At 71.8% G+C, this 14,121-nt stretch carries 13 protein-coding genes; 7 read left to right on the forward strand and 6 right to left on the reverse strand.

Annotated elements, in window-relative coordinates; translation table 11 throughout:
* Positions 1–4 precede the first annotated feature (4 nt).
* Positions 5–1,783, forward strand: coding sequence for a GMC oxidoreductase (locus RWE79_RS23815; RefSeq protein WP_475942081.1), 1,779 nt, complete (start codon positions 5–7; stop codon positions 1,781–1,783).
* Positions 1,784–1,830: 47 nt separating this feature from the next.
* Here RWE79_RS23815 and RWE79_RS23820 read toward each other — a convergent pair whose 3' ends face one another.
* Positions 1,831–2,811, reverse strand: coding sequence for a hypothetical protein (locus RWE79_RS23820; RefSeq protein ID WP_475942082.1), 981 nt, complete (start codon positions 2,809–2,811; stop codon positions 1,831–1,833).
* 450 nt (positions 2,812–3,261) lie between these two features.
* Positions 3,262–3,591: a chorismate mutase gene (locus RWE79_RS23825; RefSeq protein WP_475942083.1), complete on the reverse strand. Its 330-nt coding sequence runs from the start codon at positions 3,589–3,591 to the stop codon at positions 3,262–3,264.
* Positions 3,592–3,860: 269 nt separating this feature from the next.
* Here RWE79_RS23825 and guaA point away from each other — a divergent pair, with 269 nt between their 5' ends.
* From guaA to RWE79_RS23840, 3 genes are all read left to right on the forward strand, one after another.
* Positions 3,861–5,453, forward strand: a complete 1,593-nt coding sequence (guaA, locus tag RWE79_RS23830) for a glutamine-hydrolyzing GMP synthase (RefSeq protein WP_475942084.1) — start codon at positions 3,861–3,863, stop codon at positions 5,451–5,453.
* Between the two features lie 142 nt (positions 5,454–5,595).
* Complete coding sequence (locus tag RWE79_RS23835) at positions 5,596–6,396, forward strand: class II aldolase/adducin family protein (protein ID WP_475942085.1); 801 nt, start codon at positions 5,596–5,598, stop codon at positions 6,394–6,396.
* A 65-nt stretch (positions 6,397–6,461) separates the two neighbouring features.
* Entirely contained in the window at positions 6,462–7,022 is a 561-nt protein-coding gene (locus RWE79_RS23840; protein WP_475942086.1) for a DoxX family membrane protein, read from the forward strand.
* Here RWE79_RS23840 and RWE79_RS23845 read toward each other — a convergent pair.
* Both RWE79_RS23845 and RWE79_RS23850 read right to left on the reverse strand, forming a co-directional pair.
* Complete coding sequence (locus tag RWE79_RS23845) at positions 6,960–7,214, reverse strand: hypothetical protein (RefSeq protein ID WP_475942087.1); 255 nt, start codon at positions 7,212–7,214, stop codon at positions 6,960–6,962. The genes RWE79_RS23840 and RWE79_RS23845 overlap by 63 nt on opposite strands.
* Positions 7,211–8,464, reverse strand: a complete 1,254-nt coding sequence (locus RWE79_RS23850; RefSeq protein ID WP_475942088.1) for a PspC domain-containing protein — start codon at positions 8,462–8,464, stop codon at positions 7,211–7,213. The genes RWE79_RS23845 and RWE79_RS23850 overlap by 4 nt, the downstream gene beginning before the upstream one ends.
* Before the next feature lie 121 nt (positions 8,465–8,585).
* Between RWE79_RS23850 and RWE79_RS23855 the strand changes: the two genes are divergently transcribed.
* Together RWE79_RS23855 and RWE79_RS23860 are read left to right on the forward strand one after the other, a co-directional pair.
* Entirely contained in the window at positions 8,586–9,869 is a 1,284-nt protein-coding gene (locus RWE79_RS23855; RefSeq protein ID WP_475942089.1) for a PspC domain-containing protein, read from the forward strand.
* The gene (locus tag RWE79_RS23860; protein ID WP_475942090.1) at positions 9,866–10,540 is read left to right on the forward strand and encodes a LuxR C-terminal-related transcriptional regulator; all 675 of its coding nucleotides are present in this window, start codon (positions 9,866–9,868) and stop codon (positions 10,538–10,540) included. The genes RWE79_RS23855 and RWE79_RS23860 overlap by 4 nt, the downstream gene beginning before the upstream one ends.
* Positions 10,541–10,573: 33 nt before the next feature.
* Here RWE79_RS23860 and RWE79_RS23865 read toward each other — a convergent pair whose 3' ends face one another.
* A complete protein-coding gene (locus RWE79_RS23865) occupies positions 10,574–12,115 on the reverse strand; it encodes a multicopper oxidase family protein (RefSeq protein WP_475942091.1) in 1,542 nt (513 codons plus the stop codon).
* Between the two features lie 184 nt (positions 12,116–12,299).
* Positions 12,300–13,376 carry a C40 family peptidase gene (locus RWE79_RS23870; RefSeq protein ID WP_475942092.1) on the reverse strand — a complete coding sequence of 359 codons (1,077 nt, stop codon included), beginning with the start codon at positions 13,374–13,376 and terminating at the stop codon, positions 12,300–12,302.
* A gap of 330 nt (positions 13,377–13,706) precedes the next feature.
* Between RWE79_RS23870 and RWE79_RS23875 the strand changes: the two genes are divergently transcribed.
* On the forward strand, positions 13,707–14,060 hold the full coding sequence (locus RWE79_RS23875; protein ID WP_475942093.1) for a hypothetical protein: 354 nt from the start codon (positions 13,707–13,709) through the stop codon (positions 14,058–14,060).
* Positions 14,061–14,121: the final 61 nt, after the last annotated feature.

Here is a 14,121-nt window from a genome sequence, read left to right on the forward strand (position 1 = left end):
TACAGTGCCGTACGACTGTGACTACGACGTGATCGTCATCGGCTCGGGCTTCGGCGGCGCGGTGAGCGCCCTGCGCCTGACGGAGAAGGGGTACCGGGTCGGTGTCCTGGAGGCGGGCCGGCGATTCACGCGCGAGAGCCTGCCCAGGAACTCCTGGCGTCTGAAGGACTATCTGTGGGCCCCGGCCCTCGGTCTGTACGGCATCCAGCGCATCCATCTGCTGGGCAAGGTCATGATCCTGGCCGGCGCGGGTGTCGGCGGCGGCTCCCTCAACTACGCCAACACCCTGTACGTACCGCCGAAGGCCTTCTTCGAGGACCGCCAGTGGGGCCACATCACCGACTGGCAGGAGGAGTTGCGGCCGTACTACGACCAGGCGCGGCGGATGCTCGGCGTACGGCTCAACCCGACCATGACCCCCTCCGACGTCCACCTCAAGGCGGCCGCCGACAGGATGGGCGTCGGCGACACCTTCCACCTGGCGCCGGTCGGGGTCTTCTTCGGCGACGGCCAGGACGCCGACGGACAGGCCAGGACCGACCCCGGCGGCGAGGTCCCGGACCCCTACTTCGGCGGCGCCGGCCCCTCCCGCCGGGCTTGCCTGGAGTGCGGCGAGTGCATGACCGGCTGCCGGCACGGCGCCAAGAACACCCTCAACGAGAACTACCTGCACCTCGCCGAGCGGGCCGGGGCCGTGATCCACCCCATGACGACCGTCACCGGCCTGTCGGAGAATCCCGAGGGCGGCCACGACGTCACCATCGTGCCCACCGACAGGCGCCGCAGGGCCACCCCGAGGGTCCTGCGCGCCCGCCACGTCGTGGTGGCGGCCGGCACCTACGGCACCCAGACCCTGCTGCACCGCATGCGCGACACCGGCCGGCTGCCCGGCCTGTCGGGCCGGCTGGGCGAGCTGACCCGCACCAACTCCGAGGCGCTGGTCGGCTCCCAGACCATCGACCGCCGCTACCGCAAGCGCCACCCCGGCGCCACCGTGGACTTCACCCGGGGCGTCGCCATCACGTCCTCGATCCACCCCAACGACAACACCCATATCGAGCCGGTCCGCTACGGCAAGGGATCCAACGCGATGGGCGGCCTGGCCATCCTGCAGGTCCCGCACGGCGGACGGCTGCCCCGCGGCCTGGCCTTCCTCGCCAACTCCGCCCGGCACCCGGTGCTCACCCTGCGCTCGCTGTCCAACTACCGCTGGTCCGAACGCACCATCATCGGCCTGGTGATGCAGTCACTGGACAACTCCCTGACCACCTACCGCAAGCAGAAGGGCCCCGGAAAGGGACTGCTCACCGCCCGGCAGGGCCACGGCGCGCCCAACCCCGACTTCATCCCCGAGGGCGCCGAGGCCGCCCGGCTGGTCGCCGAGGACATCAACGGCTTCGCCGGCAGCAACATCGGCGAACTGATGGGCACCCCGCTGACCGCGCACTTCCTCGGCGGCTGCCCGATCGGCGAGGACCCCGATCACGGGGTCATCGACCCGTACCACCGTCTCTACGGGCACCCGGGCATCCAGGTCGTCGACGGCGCCGCCGTCTCGGCCAACCTCGGGGTGAACCCCTCGCTGACCATCACGGCCCAGGCCGAGCGCGCCATGTCCCTGTGGCCCAACAAGGGCGACGCCGACCCCCGCCCGGCCCAGGGCGAGGGCTATGTCCGCCTGCCGGCGGTGGAGCCCCGCCACCCGGCGGTCCCCGAGGACGCGTTCGGCGCGCTGCGGCTGCCGCTGCTCCCCGTCCCCGGGGTCCCGCCGAAGCAGGGATAACGGCTCAGGTTTCCGGCTCCGGCTCCGGCTCCGGCTCCGGCTCCGGGTCAGGCGGCCGTCCTGCGGCGCCGTACGAGGAAGACCGAGCCGACGCCGACCGTCACGGCCGCGCCACCCGCGAGGGCGATGTACGGCAGGGCCGCGGAGGAACCGGTGTCGGCGAGGCTGCCGATCGCGGTGTCGCCGGCCGGCCTGGTGTGCGACGCGCCGCCGTCCTGCGGCCCGGCGTCGTCGACGTCGCCCGGCTCCGTACCGGCGGCCAGGATGTCGAACTCGTAGAAGCTGTCGCCGCCCGCGTAGACGCACTCGCCCTTGTCGTCGGCGTAGCTGCCGATGCTGATGGCGACCCCGACGCCGGCCGGGGCGGTCCGGTCCACGTTCAGCCGGAGCTTGAGGGAGAAGGACTCGTGCGCCTGGACGTCGGTGTAGCCGACGTAGCCCGCCGCCCGGTCGTCCGGGCCCATCGAGATGTCGTGCCAGGTGCCGCTGTCCGGGTCCTGCCACTGGAGGGCCAGGTGCTCGCTGGTGACCTCGAACGACCCGCTGTCGACGGAGGCGGCGAACACGCCGAGGTCGACCCGGGTGTACGCGGTGTCGGAGGAGTTGTCGACGTCGAGGGTGAAGCCGTGCCAGCCGCTGCCGGCCACGATCTTGGAGGGCAGCCCGACGAGCGCGGTCGTGAGGTTGTCGTCGACCAGGTAGTCGTCGCCGTCGTCGCTGCAGTCCGGCCCGGCCGACGGGAAGGCGGACGGGCTCGCGCTGGCGCTCGCTGAATCCGACGCCGAAGCGGACGCCGAGGCCGAGGCCGATTCCGATTCCGACGCCGATTCCGACGCCGATTCCGAAGCGGACGCCGACTCGCTCGCCGTTGCCGATTCCGAGGCGCTCTCCGAGGCGGACGCCGAATCGGCGGCGGCCGGCGACCGGGTCGGCGTGTCGTCCGCGGCGGCGGCACCGGCACTGAGCAGCGCCGCGGGCACGATGGCGGCGGTCGCCGCCGCGGCGGCGAGGGTACGGCGAAGGTTCATACCGGCAAGACCCTGATGAAGGGTGCCCGGTTGTACGAAAAGCGCAGAGGATACGAATCCGTGATCTATTCGGTTCGTCCGTCCGTGGGTCGAATGTCCGCACCTGTCCCGCGAATGAGTACGCTGGATCTCGCAGAGCGGCCGGTCCCGGGCGTCCCCGGAACCGACCGCCTCTTTGAGTCGTGGCCGGGCCGCTGTCCCCTGCTGCCCAGCCACATCACCGGAGCGAGGTCCCACGGCGTGCCCCGCTTGTTCCACTCGGCGGGGGCCCGCCTCATCGCCCCGATGGCAGTCCCGCCCAGCTGCGTCTGGGCGGTGTCCACGCGTGGTTGTCCGACGTCTTCAGTTTTCCCTGGCCAAGGTGACCGCCCCTGGCTGGGACGGACACCGGTTTCAACGAACGCGGCCGGGCGCGGTCACGTGCCGTACGGGTGACGCCCCCCGAACGGGTCACACACGACCCCGGCAGAGCTCCAGAAGTGTCATCGCCAGTGCCGTCCCGGACCTGCCGAGGGCATCGCTCCAGTGGCCCAGCACCTCCATCTCGCGGGAGAGGTGCACCCGGCGGCCGCCGGACTCGATCCGGGTCCGCTGGATCTCGGCCGAGACGCCCATCCGTTCCTGGACGAGGGCGATGATCTGCCCGTCCAGCTCGTCGATGCGCCGCCGGGCGCCGCTGATCACGTCGCCGCTGATCACGTCGCCGCTGATCACGTCGGTGGGCCGGGTGGTGGGAGTGGCCGGCGTGGTCGGAGCTGTCGGAGTTGTCAGAGCTGTCATGGGGAGTGTCTCCTCCGGATCACGGCCCCGGTGCGCAGGACCCGGGAAACGCCAAGCGCCCCGGGCCGAGTGGCCCGGGGCGCCTGGTGAAGTCTGGGGTGAAGCTCTCAGACAGCACGACCATGGCAGCCGGACCAGCCGGTGCCATAGGTAAACGCGAAGCGCGCTGTCGAGAACATGGGGGGAGTATGCCATGCGGGCCGGGGGCCGGGCGAGGCCCGGTAGACTCGGCTGCAGCCCCCTCGTACGAAACCGCCGGAAGGCACGCCGTGGCATCAGCGACCCCAGCCGCCCCCGACACCGCGACGGACACCGTCCTCGTTGTCGACTTCGGAGCGCAGTACGCCCAGCTCATCGCGCGCCGTGTGCGTGAGGCCCGGGTCTACAGCGAGATCGTGCCCAGCACGATGCCGGTCGAGGAGATCCTCGCCAAGCGGCCGAAGGCGATCATCCTCTCCGGTGGCCCCTCGTCGGTCTACGCCGAGAACGCCCCGACGCTCGACCGCGCCATCTTCGAGGCCGGCGTCCCCGTCTTCGGCATGTGCTACGGCTTCCAGCTGATGGCCACCGCCCTGGGCGGCACCGTCGACAACACCGGCTCCCGCGAGTACGGCCGCACCCCGCTGGCCGTCTCCAAGCCGGGTTCGACCCTCTTCGAGGGCACCCCGGACCGGCAGTCGGTGTGGATGTCCCACGGCGACGCCTGCTCGGCCGCGCCGGCCGGCTTCACCGTCACCGCCTCCACCGACGTCGTCCCCGTCGCGGCCTTCGAGGACGACGAGCGCCGGCTCTACGGGGTCCAGTACCACCCCGAGGTCATGCACTCCGAGCACGGCCAGCAGGTCCTGGAGCACTTCCTCTACCGCGGCGCCGGCATCTCCCCGGACTGGACCACCACGAACGTCGTCGACGAGCAGGTCGCCGCCGTCCGGGCCCAGGTCGGCGACAAGCGCGCCATCTGCGGCCTGTCCGGCGGGGTGGACTCCGCGGTCGCCGCCGCTCTCGTGCAGCGGGCCATCGGTGACCGTCTGACCTGCGTCTACGTCGACCACGGCCTGATGCGCAAGGGTGAGTCCGAGCAGGTCGAGAAGGACTTCGTCGCGGCCACCGGCGTCCAGCTCAAGGTGGTCGACGCGCAGGAGCGGTTCCTCGGCGCCCTGGCCGGGGTCTCCGACCCCGAGGAGAAGCGGAAGATCATCGGCCGCGAGTTCATCCGGGTCTTCGAGCAGGCCCAGGCGGAGATCGTCGCCGAGGCGGCGGACGGCGAGGAGGTCGCCTTCCTGGTGCAGGGCACCCTCTACCCCGACGTCGTCGAGTCCGGCGGCGGCACCGGCACCGCCAACATCAAGTCCCACCACAACGTCGGCGGTCTCCCCGACGACCTGGAGTTCGAACTCGTCGAGCCGCTGCGCAAGCTGTTCAAGGACGAGGTCCGCATGGTCGGCCAGGAGCTGGGGCTCCCCGAGGAGATCGTCCAGCGCCAGCCCTTCCCGGGCCCCGGCCTCGGCATCCGTATCGTCGGCGAGGTCACCAAGGAGCGGCTCGACCTGCTCCGTGACGCCGACGCCATCGCCCGCGAGGAGCTCACCCGCGCCGGCCTGGACCGTGACATCTGGCAGTGCCCCGTCGTACTCCTGGCCGACGTCCGGTCGGTGGGCGTCCAGGGCGACGGCCGCACCTACGGCCACCCGATCGTGCTCCGCCCCGTGTCGTCCGAGGACGCCATGACGGCCGACTGGTCCCGGCTCCCGTACGACGTACTCGGCAGGATCTCGACCCGGATCACCAACGAGGTCGCCGATGTGAACCGTGTGGTGCTGGACATCACCAGCAAGCCGCCGGGCACCATCGAGTGGGAGTAGCCCTCCCCGACCCCTCGACGGCCACGCCGCCGCCCCGTACCGGGCGGCGGCGTGGCCGTTCTCGTCGGATCCGGGTGGATGCGAGGAGCCGGTGCGGCGGCAGGCCTGGTCATCTCGGGTACCTAGCGGTAACTTCCGCCGCATGAACGACACCGCGCCGACGCCGCCGCAGCCCGTGCCCACCGAGCAGCTGCACTTCGCGCTGCCGCCCGCCTTCACCGACCCCGCCGACGAGCGGCGCCACCGCCGGGAACGGCTGGCCGTCGCGCTGCGCCTGTTCGGGCGGCTCGGGTACGAGGAGGGGGTGTCGGGCCACATCACGGCCCGCGACCCGGAGCTGACCGACCACTTCTGGGTTAACCCGTTCGGGGTGCCGTTCGAGCATGTCGGGGCCGGCGATCTGGTCCTGGCCAACAGCGCGGGCCAGGTGGTCGAGGGCACCCATCACGTCAACCAGGCGGCGTTCGCGATCCACGCCCAGGTGCACCTGGCCCGTCCGGAGGTGGTGGCGGTGGCGCACAGCCACTCCCCGTACGGCCGGGCCTTCGCCGCACTGGGGGAGCGGCTGGAGCCGATCACCCAGGACGTCTGCGCCTTCTACGAGGACCACGCGCTCTTCGACGCGTACACCGGCGTGGTCGTCGACGAGGACGAGGCCCGCCGCATCGCCGAGGCTCTCGGGCCGCACAAGGCGGTGATCCTGCGCAACCACGGGCTGCTGACGGTCGGGGGCACGGTGGACGCCGCGGCGTGGTGGTACGTCACGATGGAGAAGGCCTGTCACGCGCAGCTGACCGCGAAGGCCGCGGGCAAGCCGGTGCCGATCGGCCACGACGACGCGGTGCGCACCCGGGACCAGATCGGGAACGATCTGGTGGCGTGGATCAACTACCAGCCGATGTACGAGGGGATCGTCCGTAGGGAATCCGGCGTCCTCGACTGAACCAGGCTCCGCCCGAGCACGTATGCACAGGTGGAGCGCATCGGGCGAGCGAAGGGCGGAATGCGATGAGTGTGACCGGTATATCTGGTAATGAGACGGCAGGGCCTGAAGGCCTCGGCGGCCCCGGAGACGCCGGGCACAGTCAGGGCCCCTGGCGGGACGCCGCCGGGCGGTTCGCCCTGCTCCCGCTGCGGATCTTCCTCGGCGTGACCTTCGTCTACGCCGGCCTCGACAAGCTGACCAGCGACACGTTCTTCACCGACTCGGCTCCCGGTTCCCTGGTGAACATCCTGAACGGGGTCAAGACCAGCGCCGCCGTCCCGGCCCTGATCGACCTCGCCCTGAAGAACCCGCACGCCTTCGGCTACGCCATCGCCCTCGGCGAGGTCGCGGTCGGCCTCGGCACACTGCTCGGCCTGCTCACCCGGCTGGCAGCCCTGGGCGGCGCGCTGATCTCGCTGAGCCTGTGGCTGACCGTGAGCTGGGCGACTCACCCGTACTACTACGGCAACGACCTGGTCTATCTGATGGCCTGGCTTCCGCTGGTCCTGGCCGGGGCGCCGCTACTGTCCGTCGACGCCGTCATCGCCGGCGCCCGGAACCGGAACCGGAGCCGGAGGCACTGACCGCCGCCCCCGTACGATCCGGCTCAGCAGCGCGCCCACGGCGGCCAGGGCCAGGCCGCCGGCCGCCAGCGGCACCGACCGCTGCGGCCCCAGCCGCCAGGCGCCCGAGGCGTCCAGCAGGAAGGCCGCCGCGAGGCAGAGCAGGACCAGGCCCGTGAGCAGGGCCGCGGCGTCGAAACGGTGCGGCTTCACCGGAGCACCTTCACCTGTCCGAGGGTGACCCGCAGGTCGAGCCTCATCGTGCCGGCGGACTTCCCGCCGTCCGCCGGCGGGAGTGTGACCTCGCGCTCCAGGTCGGGCTGTACGTCGACGTCCTTGTCGGTGTCGCCCGGCAGCTGGATGTCGCCGACGCCCACCTGGAGGCGCATGATCACGGTGACGTCGTCCGGCACCGTGACCTCGACCTGACCCGCGCCCAGCTCGACCCGGGTCCGTACGGCCGTGCGCCCCGGCCGGACCGCGCTCAGGTCGAGTCCGGCCCGGCCCGCCCCCAGCGTGTACGAGGGCCGCACCGCCGCCGCGTCAGCCGGCGCCCAGGACCGGTCCGCCCAGTCCGTGCCGATCGACTTCGGCATCGCAGCCGAGGCCACCAGCAGCCCGGTGAACAGCACCGCCCAGAACACCGTGCCGCCGCCGAGCCGCCCCCACCAGGTGCTGACCAGGAAGCCGAGCCCCAGGACGGCCAGCGCCGACCCGAAGCCGATCTCCAGGGCGGTGCCGAGCGGCCGGCCGTGCCAGGACACCGCCGTCCCGGTCGCGGCCGCCGCCGCGGCCAGCAGGAACAGCGTCCCGCCGAGCATCGACCCCTCCCGGCGCCGGGCGGCCCGGCGCCGTTCACGCCAGGCCCGGCGGTGCGGCTCCTCGTACGGCCCGTCGTCGGGGCCCCAGACGTACGGCGTGGCGTACGGCCCCTCCTTGGTGAGCGGCTCCCGCCACCACGACCCCGTACTGGGGGTGGGCGGCGGCTGCGCGGCGGGCGGGGCCGCCGGCGCGGGCTGCGGGCCCGCCGCCTCGGCACCGCGTCGGGCGTTCTGCGACCAGTAGACGGCACCGGCCAGCGCGGCCAGCAGGACCAGCGAGAAGGCCTGGTTGCCCGGACTGCCCAGCGTCGACAGGAACAGCCCGCAGCCGACCAGGGTGACCAGCACCGCCGTCAGCGCCATGCCCTCCACGCGCCCCGACAGCAGCCGGTGCGCCTCGCTCTGCTCCACCTCGCCGCGCTGCTTGCCCTCCAGCGGCACCAGCAGCCAGCCGACGCCGTAGGCGACCAGCCCCAGGCCGCCGGTCAGCGCCAGCACCGCGAGCACCACCCGGAACACCACCGGGTCGATGTCGAAGTACCGGCCCGCGCCCTCACAGACGCCCGCGATCACCTTGCGCTCACGACCGCGTACGAGTCGCCGGACGGGCGGTGCGCCGGCCTCCGTGGTCTGCTGTGTCATGCCCCTATGGTGGCGGCCCGGGACCGCTCCGGGTACCGGGGTCCGACCCTGGAAGGGCCCTGATCCGCTGTCCGGGGCAACCCTGATGCCGTAACGGCCCCCGGCGTGTGACGATCGGGGCATGCCGTCAGCCGCCAGCCCGCCGACCGGGGCGTCCTTCCTGCAGGAGCCGCCCGCGCAGCAGGGCCGCAAGCTCTACCGCAGCTCCGAGGGCCGCATGGTCGGCGGCGTCGCCCGGGGCCTGGCGGGGCACCTGTCGCTGCCGGTGGCCTGGGTGCGGGTGGTCTTCGTCGTCCTGGCCACCATCCACGGGCTCGGCATCCTGCTCTACGCCATCTTCTGGTTCGTCGTCCCGCTCGGCGTCGGCGGCGTCAACCCCGCCGAGGCCAAGGAGCCCCGCGACGCCCGGTCCTGGCTCGCGGGCCGGCGCCCCGACAAGGGCCAGATCGTCGCCCTCATCGCGCTCGCGTGCGGTTTCGGCATCCTGCTGGACAGCCTCAACCTCGGCCGCGCCAACACCTATGTGTGGCCCCTGCTCCTCATAGGCCTCGGTGTCGCCCTGGTCTGGCGCCAGGCCGACAACGCCCGCCGCGCCCGCTGGGCCGAGATGAGCCGGGGCAAGCGGTTCCTGCCCGTCGCCCGGGGCGCCGCCGGGGTCATCCTGGTCGGTGTCGGCGTCACCGGCTTCCTGGTGGTCCGCAGCTCCGCCAGCCACATCGGCACCATCCTCCAGGCCGCGCTGGCCGTCCTGGTGGGCGTCGCCCTGATCACCGGGCCCTATCTGGTACGGATGACGCAGGACCTGTCCGCCGAGCGCCGGGAGCGCATCCGGGCCCAGGAGCGGGCCGAGGTCGCCGCCCACGTCCACGACTCCGTACTGCACACGCTGACCCTCATCCAGCGGCACGCCGACGACCCCCGTGAGGTCGCCAAGCTCGCCCGCGCGCAGGAACGCGAACTGCGGGCCTGGCTGTACCGGGCCGCGGGCAACGGCGCGGACCGGGCGGGCGAGGAGCCCGACACCGTCGCCGAGGCGGTACGCCGGGCCGCCGCCGAGGTCGAGGACGCCCACGGGGTGCCCGTCGAGGTGGTCTGCGTCGGCGACTGCCCCCTGGACGAACGCCTCGGCGCCCAGATGCAGGCCGCGCGCGAGGCCATGGTCAACGCGGCCAAGTACGGTGGGGACGAGCCCGTTCAGGTGTACGCGGAGGTCGAGGAGAGCAAGGTCTTCGTATCCGTGCGCGACCGCGGCCCCGGCTTCGACCTGGACGCGGTGCCGCAGGACCGCATGGGCGTCCGGGAGTCGATCATCGGGCGTATGAAGCGCAACGGCGGCGAGGCGCGGCTGCGCTCCGCGCCCGGCGGGGGGACAGAAGTGGAACTCGAGATGGAGAGGTCGTCATGACGGAAGAGCAGCGACGGGTCAGGGTCGTGCTGGTCGACGACCACCGGATGTTCCGTACCGGTGTCCAGGCCGAGATCGGTGACACCGACCGCACCGGCGTCGAGGTCGTCGGCGAGGCCGCGGACGTGGACCAGGCCGTCACCGTCATCGCCGCCACCCGGCCCGGCGTGGTCCTGCTCGACGTCCATCTCCCCGGCGGCGGCGGGGTGGAGGTCCTCAAGCGCTGCGCGCCGCTGATGTCCGACGCCGAACAGCCGGTGCGTTTCCTGGCGTTGTCGGTCTCCGACGCCGCCGAGGACGTCATCGGCGTCATCCGCGGCGGTGCCCGCGGCTATGTCACCAAGACCATCACCGGCCCCGACCTGGTCAACTCCGTCTTCCGGGTCTCCGACGGCGACGCCGTCTTCTCCCCGCGGCTCGCCGGTTTCGTACTCGACGCCTTCGCCTCCACCGACGCCCCGCCCGTCGACGAGGACCTGGACCGCCTCACCCAGCGCGAACGCGAGGTGCTGCGGCTGATCGCGCGCGGCTACGCCTACAAGGAAGTCGCCAAACAGCTCTACATCTCCGTCAAGACCGTCGAGTCCCACGTCTCGGCGGTGCTGCGCAAACTCCAGCTGTCCAACCGTCACGAGCTGACCCGCTGGGCGACCGCCAGGCGCCTCGTCTAGGAATCAGGCGAGGCGCCTCCGTGACGGAACGGCTCAGCTCTCGGTGACCATGAGGGCGGCCATCATTCCCTCGTCCTCGTGCTGGGCGAGATGGCAGTGCAGCATGTACATGTACGTGTCGTCCGCGTAGTCCGTGAACTCCATGGCGATCTTGATCGTGGCGGCGCCGATGACCTCCACGGTGTCCTTCCAGCCGAGGTTCACGCCGGTCGGAGCCACGCCGTTGATGGAGACGATCTGGAACGGCACGTCGTGCAGATGGAACGAGTGCTCCAGCTGGGAGGAGTTGACGACGGTCCAGATCTCCTTGGCGCCCAGCGTGGTGGAGAGCATGGTCATACCGGCCATGGTGGTGCCGGCGTTGCCGTTGACGGTCATGGTGGCGCCGGTGTTGTTGAGGGTGATGGTCCTGGCGGTGAAGTCGGCCGTGTCGTAACGGGTGATGGTGTTCAGGGTGTCCGGGAGGTCGTCGGGGCTGTCGGTGCCCTCGGCGGAGATGGACAGGAACTCGTAGGTGCCGCTGCCGCCGGTGATCCAGCCGGTGGTGATGACCGCCTGGAGGGCGGCCGCGTCGGAGAGGTCCATGACGATCTCGGCCCGGGAGCCCGCGACGAGGCGGATCTCCTCGACCTCGGTGGCCTCGGTGAGGTAGGCCTGCTCGGTGGCGATCTGGGTGAGGGTCTCGCCGTCGGAGCGGGAGATCGTGATGATGTCCGACAGCGACGCGTTGAGCAGCCGGAACCGCACCCGCTTGGTGGTGGCGGTGAAGGTGAGCGTGGTGTCGTCGACATTGGTGCCGTTGACGAGGAGGGGGAAGTTGAGGCCCTGCTCCTGGTAGCCCGCGAGGTCGTACTTGATCTCGCCGTCGTCGTCGACGGCCAGGCACTGGAAGATCAGCGGAATGTCGTCGACGCCGTAGTCACTGGGGAGCGCGGCGGTGGCGTCGGAGTCGTCCTCGACGATCAGCATGCCGGCCAGGCCCATGGAGACCTGCTTGGCCGTGGTGCCCAGGGCGTGCGGGTGGTACCAGAGGGTGGCCGCCTCCTGGTTGACCGTGAAGGACGGTGACCAGGTCTCGCCGTCGGCGAAGGCGACCTGCGGACCGCCGTCGACCTTGGCGGGGACATGGGCGCCGTGCCAGTGGACGGTGGTGTCCTCGCCGAGGTTGTTGGTGACGTCGATCTGGACGGTGTCGCCGTTGGTCACCTTGATCGTCGGGCCGAGGAACGAGCCGTTGAAACCGGCCGTGGCGCTGCTGACGCCGCTGAGCACCTCGTACTTGCCCGTCTGCATGTCGAGGGTGAAGACGGAGGTGCTGTCCGACGTGGTGGCGGTGAGCAGCTCGGGGACGACCAGGGTGCCGGTGGTCGAGGTGGTGGCCGCCGAGGCGCGGGACTTGTCGTCGGCGAACTCGATGAACGACAGGGCGGCGGTGGCCGTGGTGAGCGCGGCTCCGGCACCGATGAGTCCGCCGAGAAAGCGCCGGCGGTGCAGGCCCTTGCCGCTTCTGCGGTCGGCGCGGTTTCCAGGGCCTTTGGATCCCTCGGGTGACGGGGGTCTCGTGGTGTGTGTCATGAGGCAGGAGAGTGGCCTCGTGATCAAGGAAGAAGCTGTGGTTCAGGCGAACAGCATCTGAGATAACCCCGATTTTGCTGTGAGTTGGTCTCATGTGCGCCCCGCCCGGCTGCCCGACTGCCTTGTGTGCACGCCGAGTTGTGGGTTGCGCGTCGCGTTGCGCGGGCCGTGTCGGCGGGCCGTGTCACGCGGGCCGCGCCGCCCCCGCGAACGGCATCTCGTCGATCGGCGCGATCCGCACCGGCGCGCCCGGGTGCGGGGCGTGGATCATCTGGCCGTTGCCGATGTAGAGGCCGACATGGCTGATGCCGGAGTAGAAGAACACCAGGTCACCCGGCTGGAGTTCGGACCGCGGGATCCGGGACCCGGCGTTGATCTGGGTGTACGTGGTGCGGGGGAGGGAGACGCCGGCGGCCCGCCAGGCGGCCTGGGTCAGGCCGGAACAGTCGTAGGCGGAGGGGCCGGTGGCGCCCCAGACATAGGGCAGGCCGAGGGCTCCGTAGGCGAAGGAGACGGCCTGCGCGGCGCGGGCGTTGGGGGCGGCCTCCGTGCCGGCCTGGCTCCCCGGGCCGGACAGGGCGCCGCGGGCCCCGCCGGAGACGCCGCGGGTGGCCCGGTAGCCCGGGGAGGCGGCGTCCAGGGCGGTGCGCTGGGCCCCGGTGAGGCGGTCCAGGATCTGCTGGGCGGCCTTGAGCTTGGACTCGACGGCGCGTTTGTGGGCGCGCAGTTCGGTCCGGGCCCCGCGCAGGGTGGCGAGTTCGCCGTCGGCCTCGGTGCGCAGTTGCCTGACCTCACGGCGCTGCGCGGTGAGGGTGCGCAGGGCGGCGGACTGGCGGCCGCCGAGCTGGTCGATGAACTGGGCCCGCTCCAGGTACTGCGCGGGGGTGGAGTCGAGGGCGAGCTGTACGGCGGGGTCGATGCCGCCGGAGCGGTACTGGGCGGTGGCGATGGAGCCGAGACGGTCCCGGGTGGCGTTGAGACGGCCGGTCCTGCGGGCCAGTTCGTCCTGGAGGCCGTCGATCCTCGTCAGGGCGGCGTCGGCCTTCGCCCGGGCGCCGTTGTAGGCCTCGGTGGCGGTCTCCGCCTCCTCGTACAGCCGGTCCACCTGGGCCTTGGCCTCGGCTGTGGTCAGCCGGGGCTCCGCGTGGCCGGTCTCACCGAGCAGGGCCACGGACGCGGCACCGGCCATGGCGATGGTCGCGGCGGTGCGAGCGGTGGAGCCGGCCAAGGAGCGCTGCTTGGGCCTGCTGTGCGACGGCACGTACGCCTTCTCCCTTCCTAGCCGCCGTTGACCGCGATCCGGCGGCGGCCGCACGGGGGGCGGCCGCCGCCGGATCCTCGGCGGGGGCGGCCGTGCCGGCGCTTGCTCGCCGGCAGTGGGGATCGGCCACCTGGAGGAGGACGCTAAACCTGCCCGTCACCCGGGGGCGGGCAGGAGCGCGGGACTGCTTTGATTCGTCCGGTAACCGACCGGGGATGACCGCTGTTCGACGGGCGTTCCGCCCGTTCGCCGACCGTCTGTGACCGATGAGGTGATTGAGGCACACCTGGGTGTCGGGGGCTGCTATGGGCCTGGCTATGGTCCTGTGCCATGGACGTACTCATTCACTTCGTCGTCGGCCTGCACATCATCGGCATCGCGGCACTGCTCGGCGGCTTCCTCACCCAGATGAAGGCCATGGGGCGCGGCGAGGCCCGCTTCGTGCCCGGGATGCTGCACGGCGCACTGACGATGCTGGTGACCGGTGCCCTGCTGGTGGGCCTGAACCAGGCCGACGACCAGCCCGTCAACAACATCAAGATCGGCGTGAAGCTGGCCGTCCTGGTGGTGATCCTGGGCCTGGTCTACGTCAAGCGGGACGAGGAACGGCAGCCGGCGGCGGTTTTCGGCGCGGTGGGCGCCCTGACCATCGCCAACATCTTCATCGCGGTGCTGTGGACCTGAGCCCGGTCGGGCCCGGCCGGGCCCGCCGCGGGGCCGGGCCCGCCGCGGGGCTGTGCCGCCG

This window comes from Streptomyces sp. RLA131 (assembly GCF_056270125.1).

Coding starts and splice junctions, on each gene's coding strand:
- RWE79_RS23850 (WP_475942088.1), bottom strand. CDS start 8,464: ATGACACAGCAGACCACGGAGGCCGGCGCACCGCCCGTCCGGCGACTC.
- RWE79_RS23855 (WP_475942089.1), top strand. CDS start 8,586: ATGCCGTCAGCCGCCAGCCCGCCGACCGGGGCGTCCTTCCTGCAGGAG.
- RWE79_RS23840 (WP_475942086.1), top strand. CDS start 6,462: ATGAGTGTGACCGGTATATCTGGTAATGAGACGGCAGGGCCTGAAGGC.
- RWE79_RS23875 (WP_475942093.1), top strand. CDS start 13,707: ATGGACGTACTCATTCACTTCGTCGTCGGCCTGCACATCATCGGCATC.
- RWE79_RS23835 (WP_475942085.1), top strand. CDS start 5,596: ATGAACGACACCGCGCCGACGCCGCCGCAGCCCGTGCCCACCGAGCAG.
- RWE79_RS23865 (WP_475942091.1), bottom strand. CDS start 12,115: ATGACACACACCACGAGACCCCCGTCACCCGAGGGATCCAAAGGCCCT.
- RWE79_RS23825 (WP_475942083.1), bottom strand. CDS start 3,591: ATGACAGCTCTGACAACTCCGACAGCTCCGACCACGCCGGCCACTCCC.
- RWE79_RS23820 (WP_475942082.1), bottom strand. CDS start 2,811: ATGAACCTTCGCCGTACCCTCGCCGCCGCGGCGGCGACCGCCGCCATC.
- RWE79_RS23860 (WP_475942090.1), top strand. CDS start 9,866: ATGACGGAAGAGCAGCGACGGGTCAGGGTCGTGCTGGTCGACGACCAC.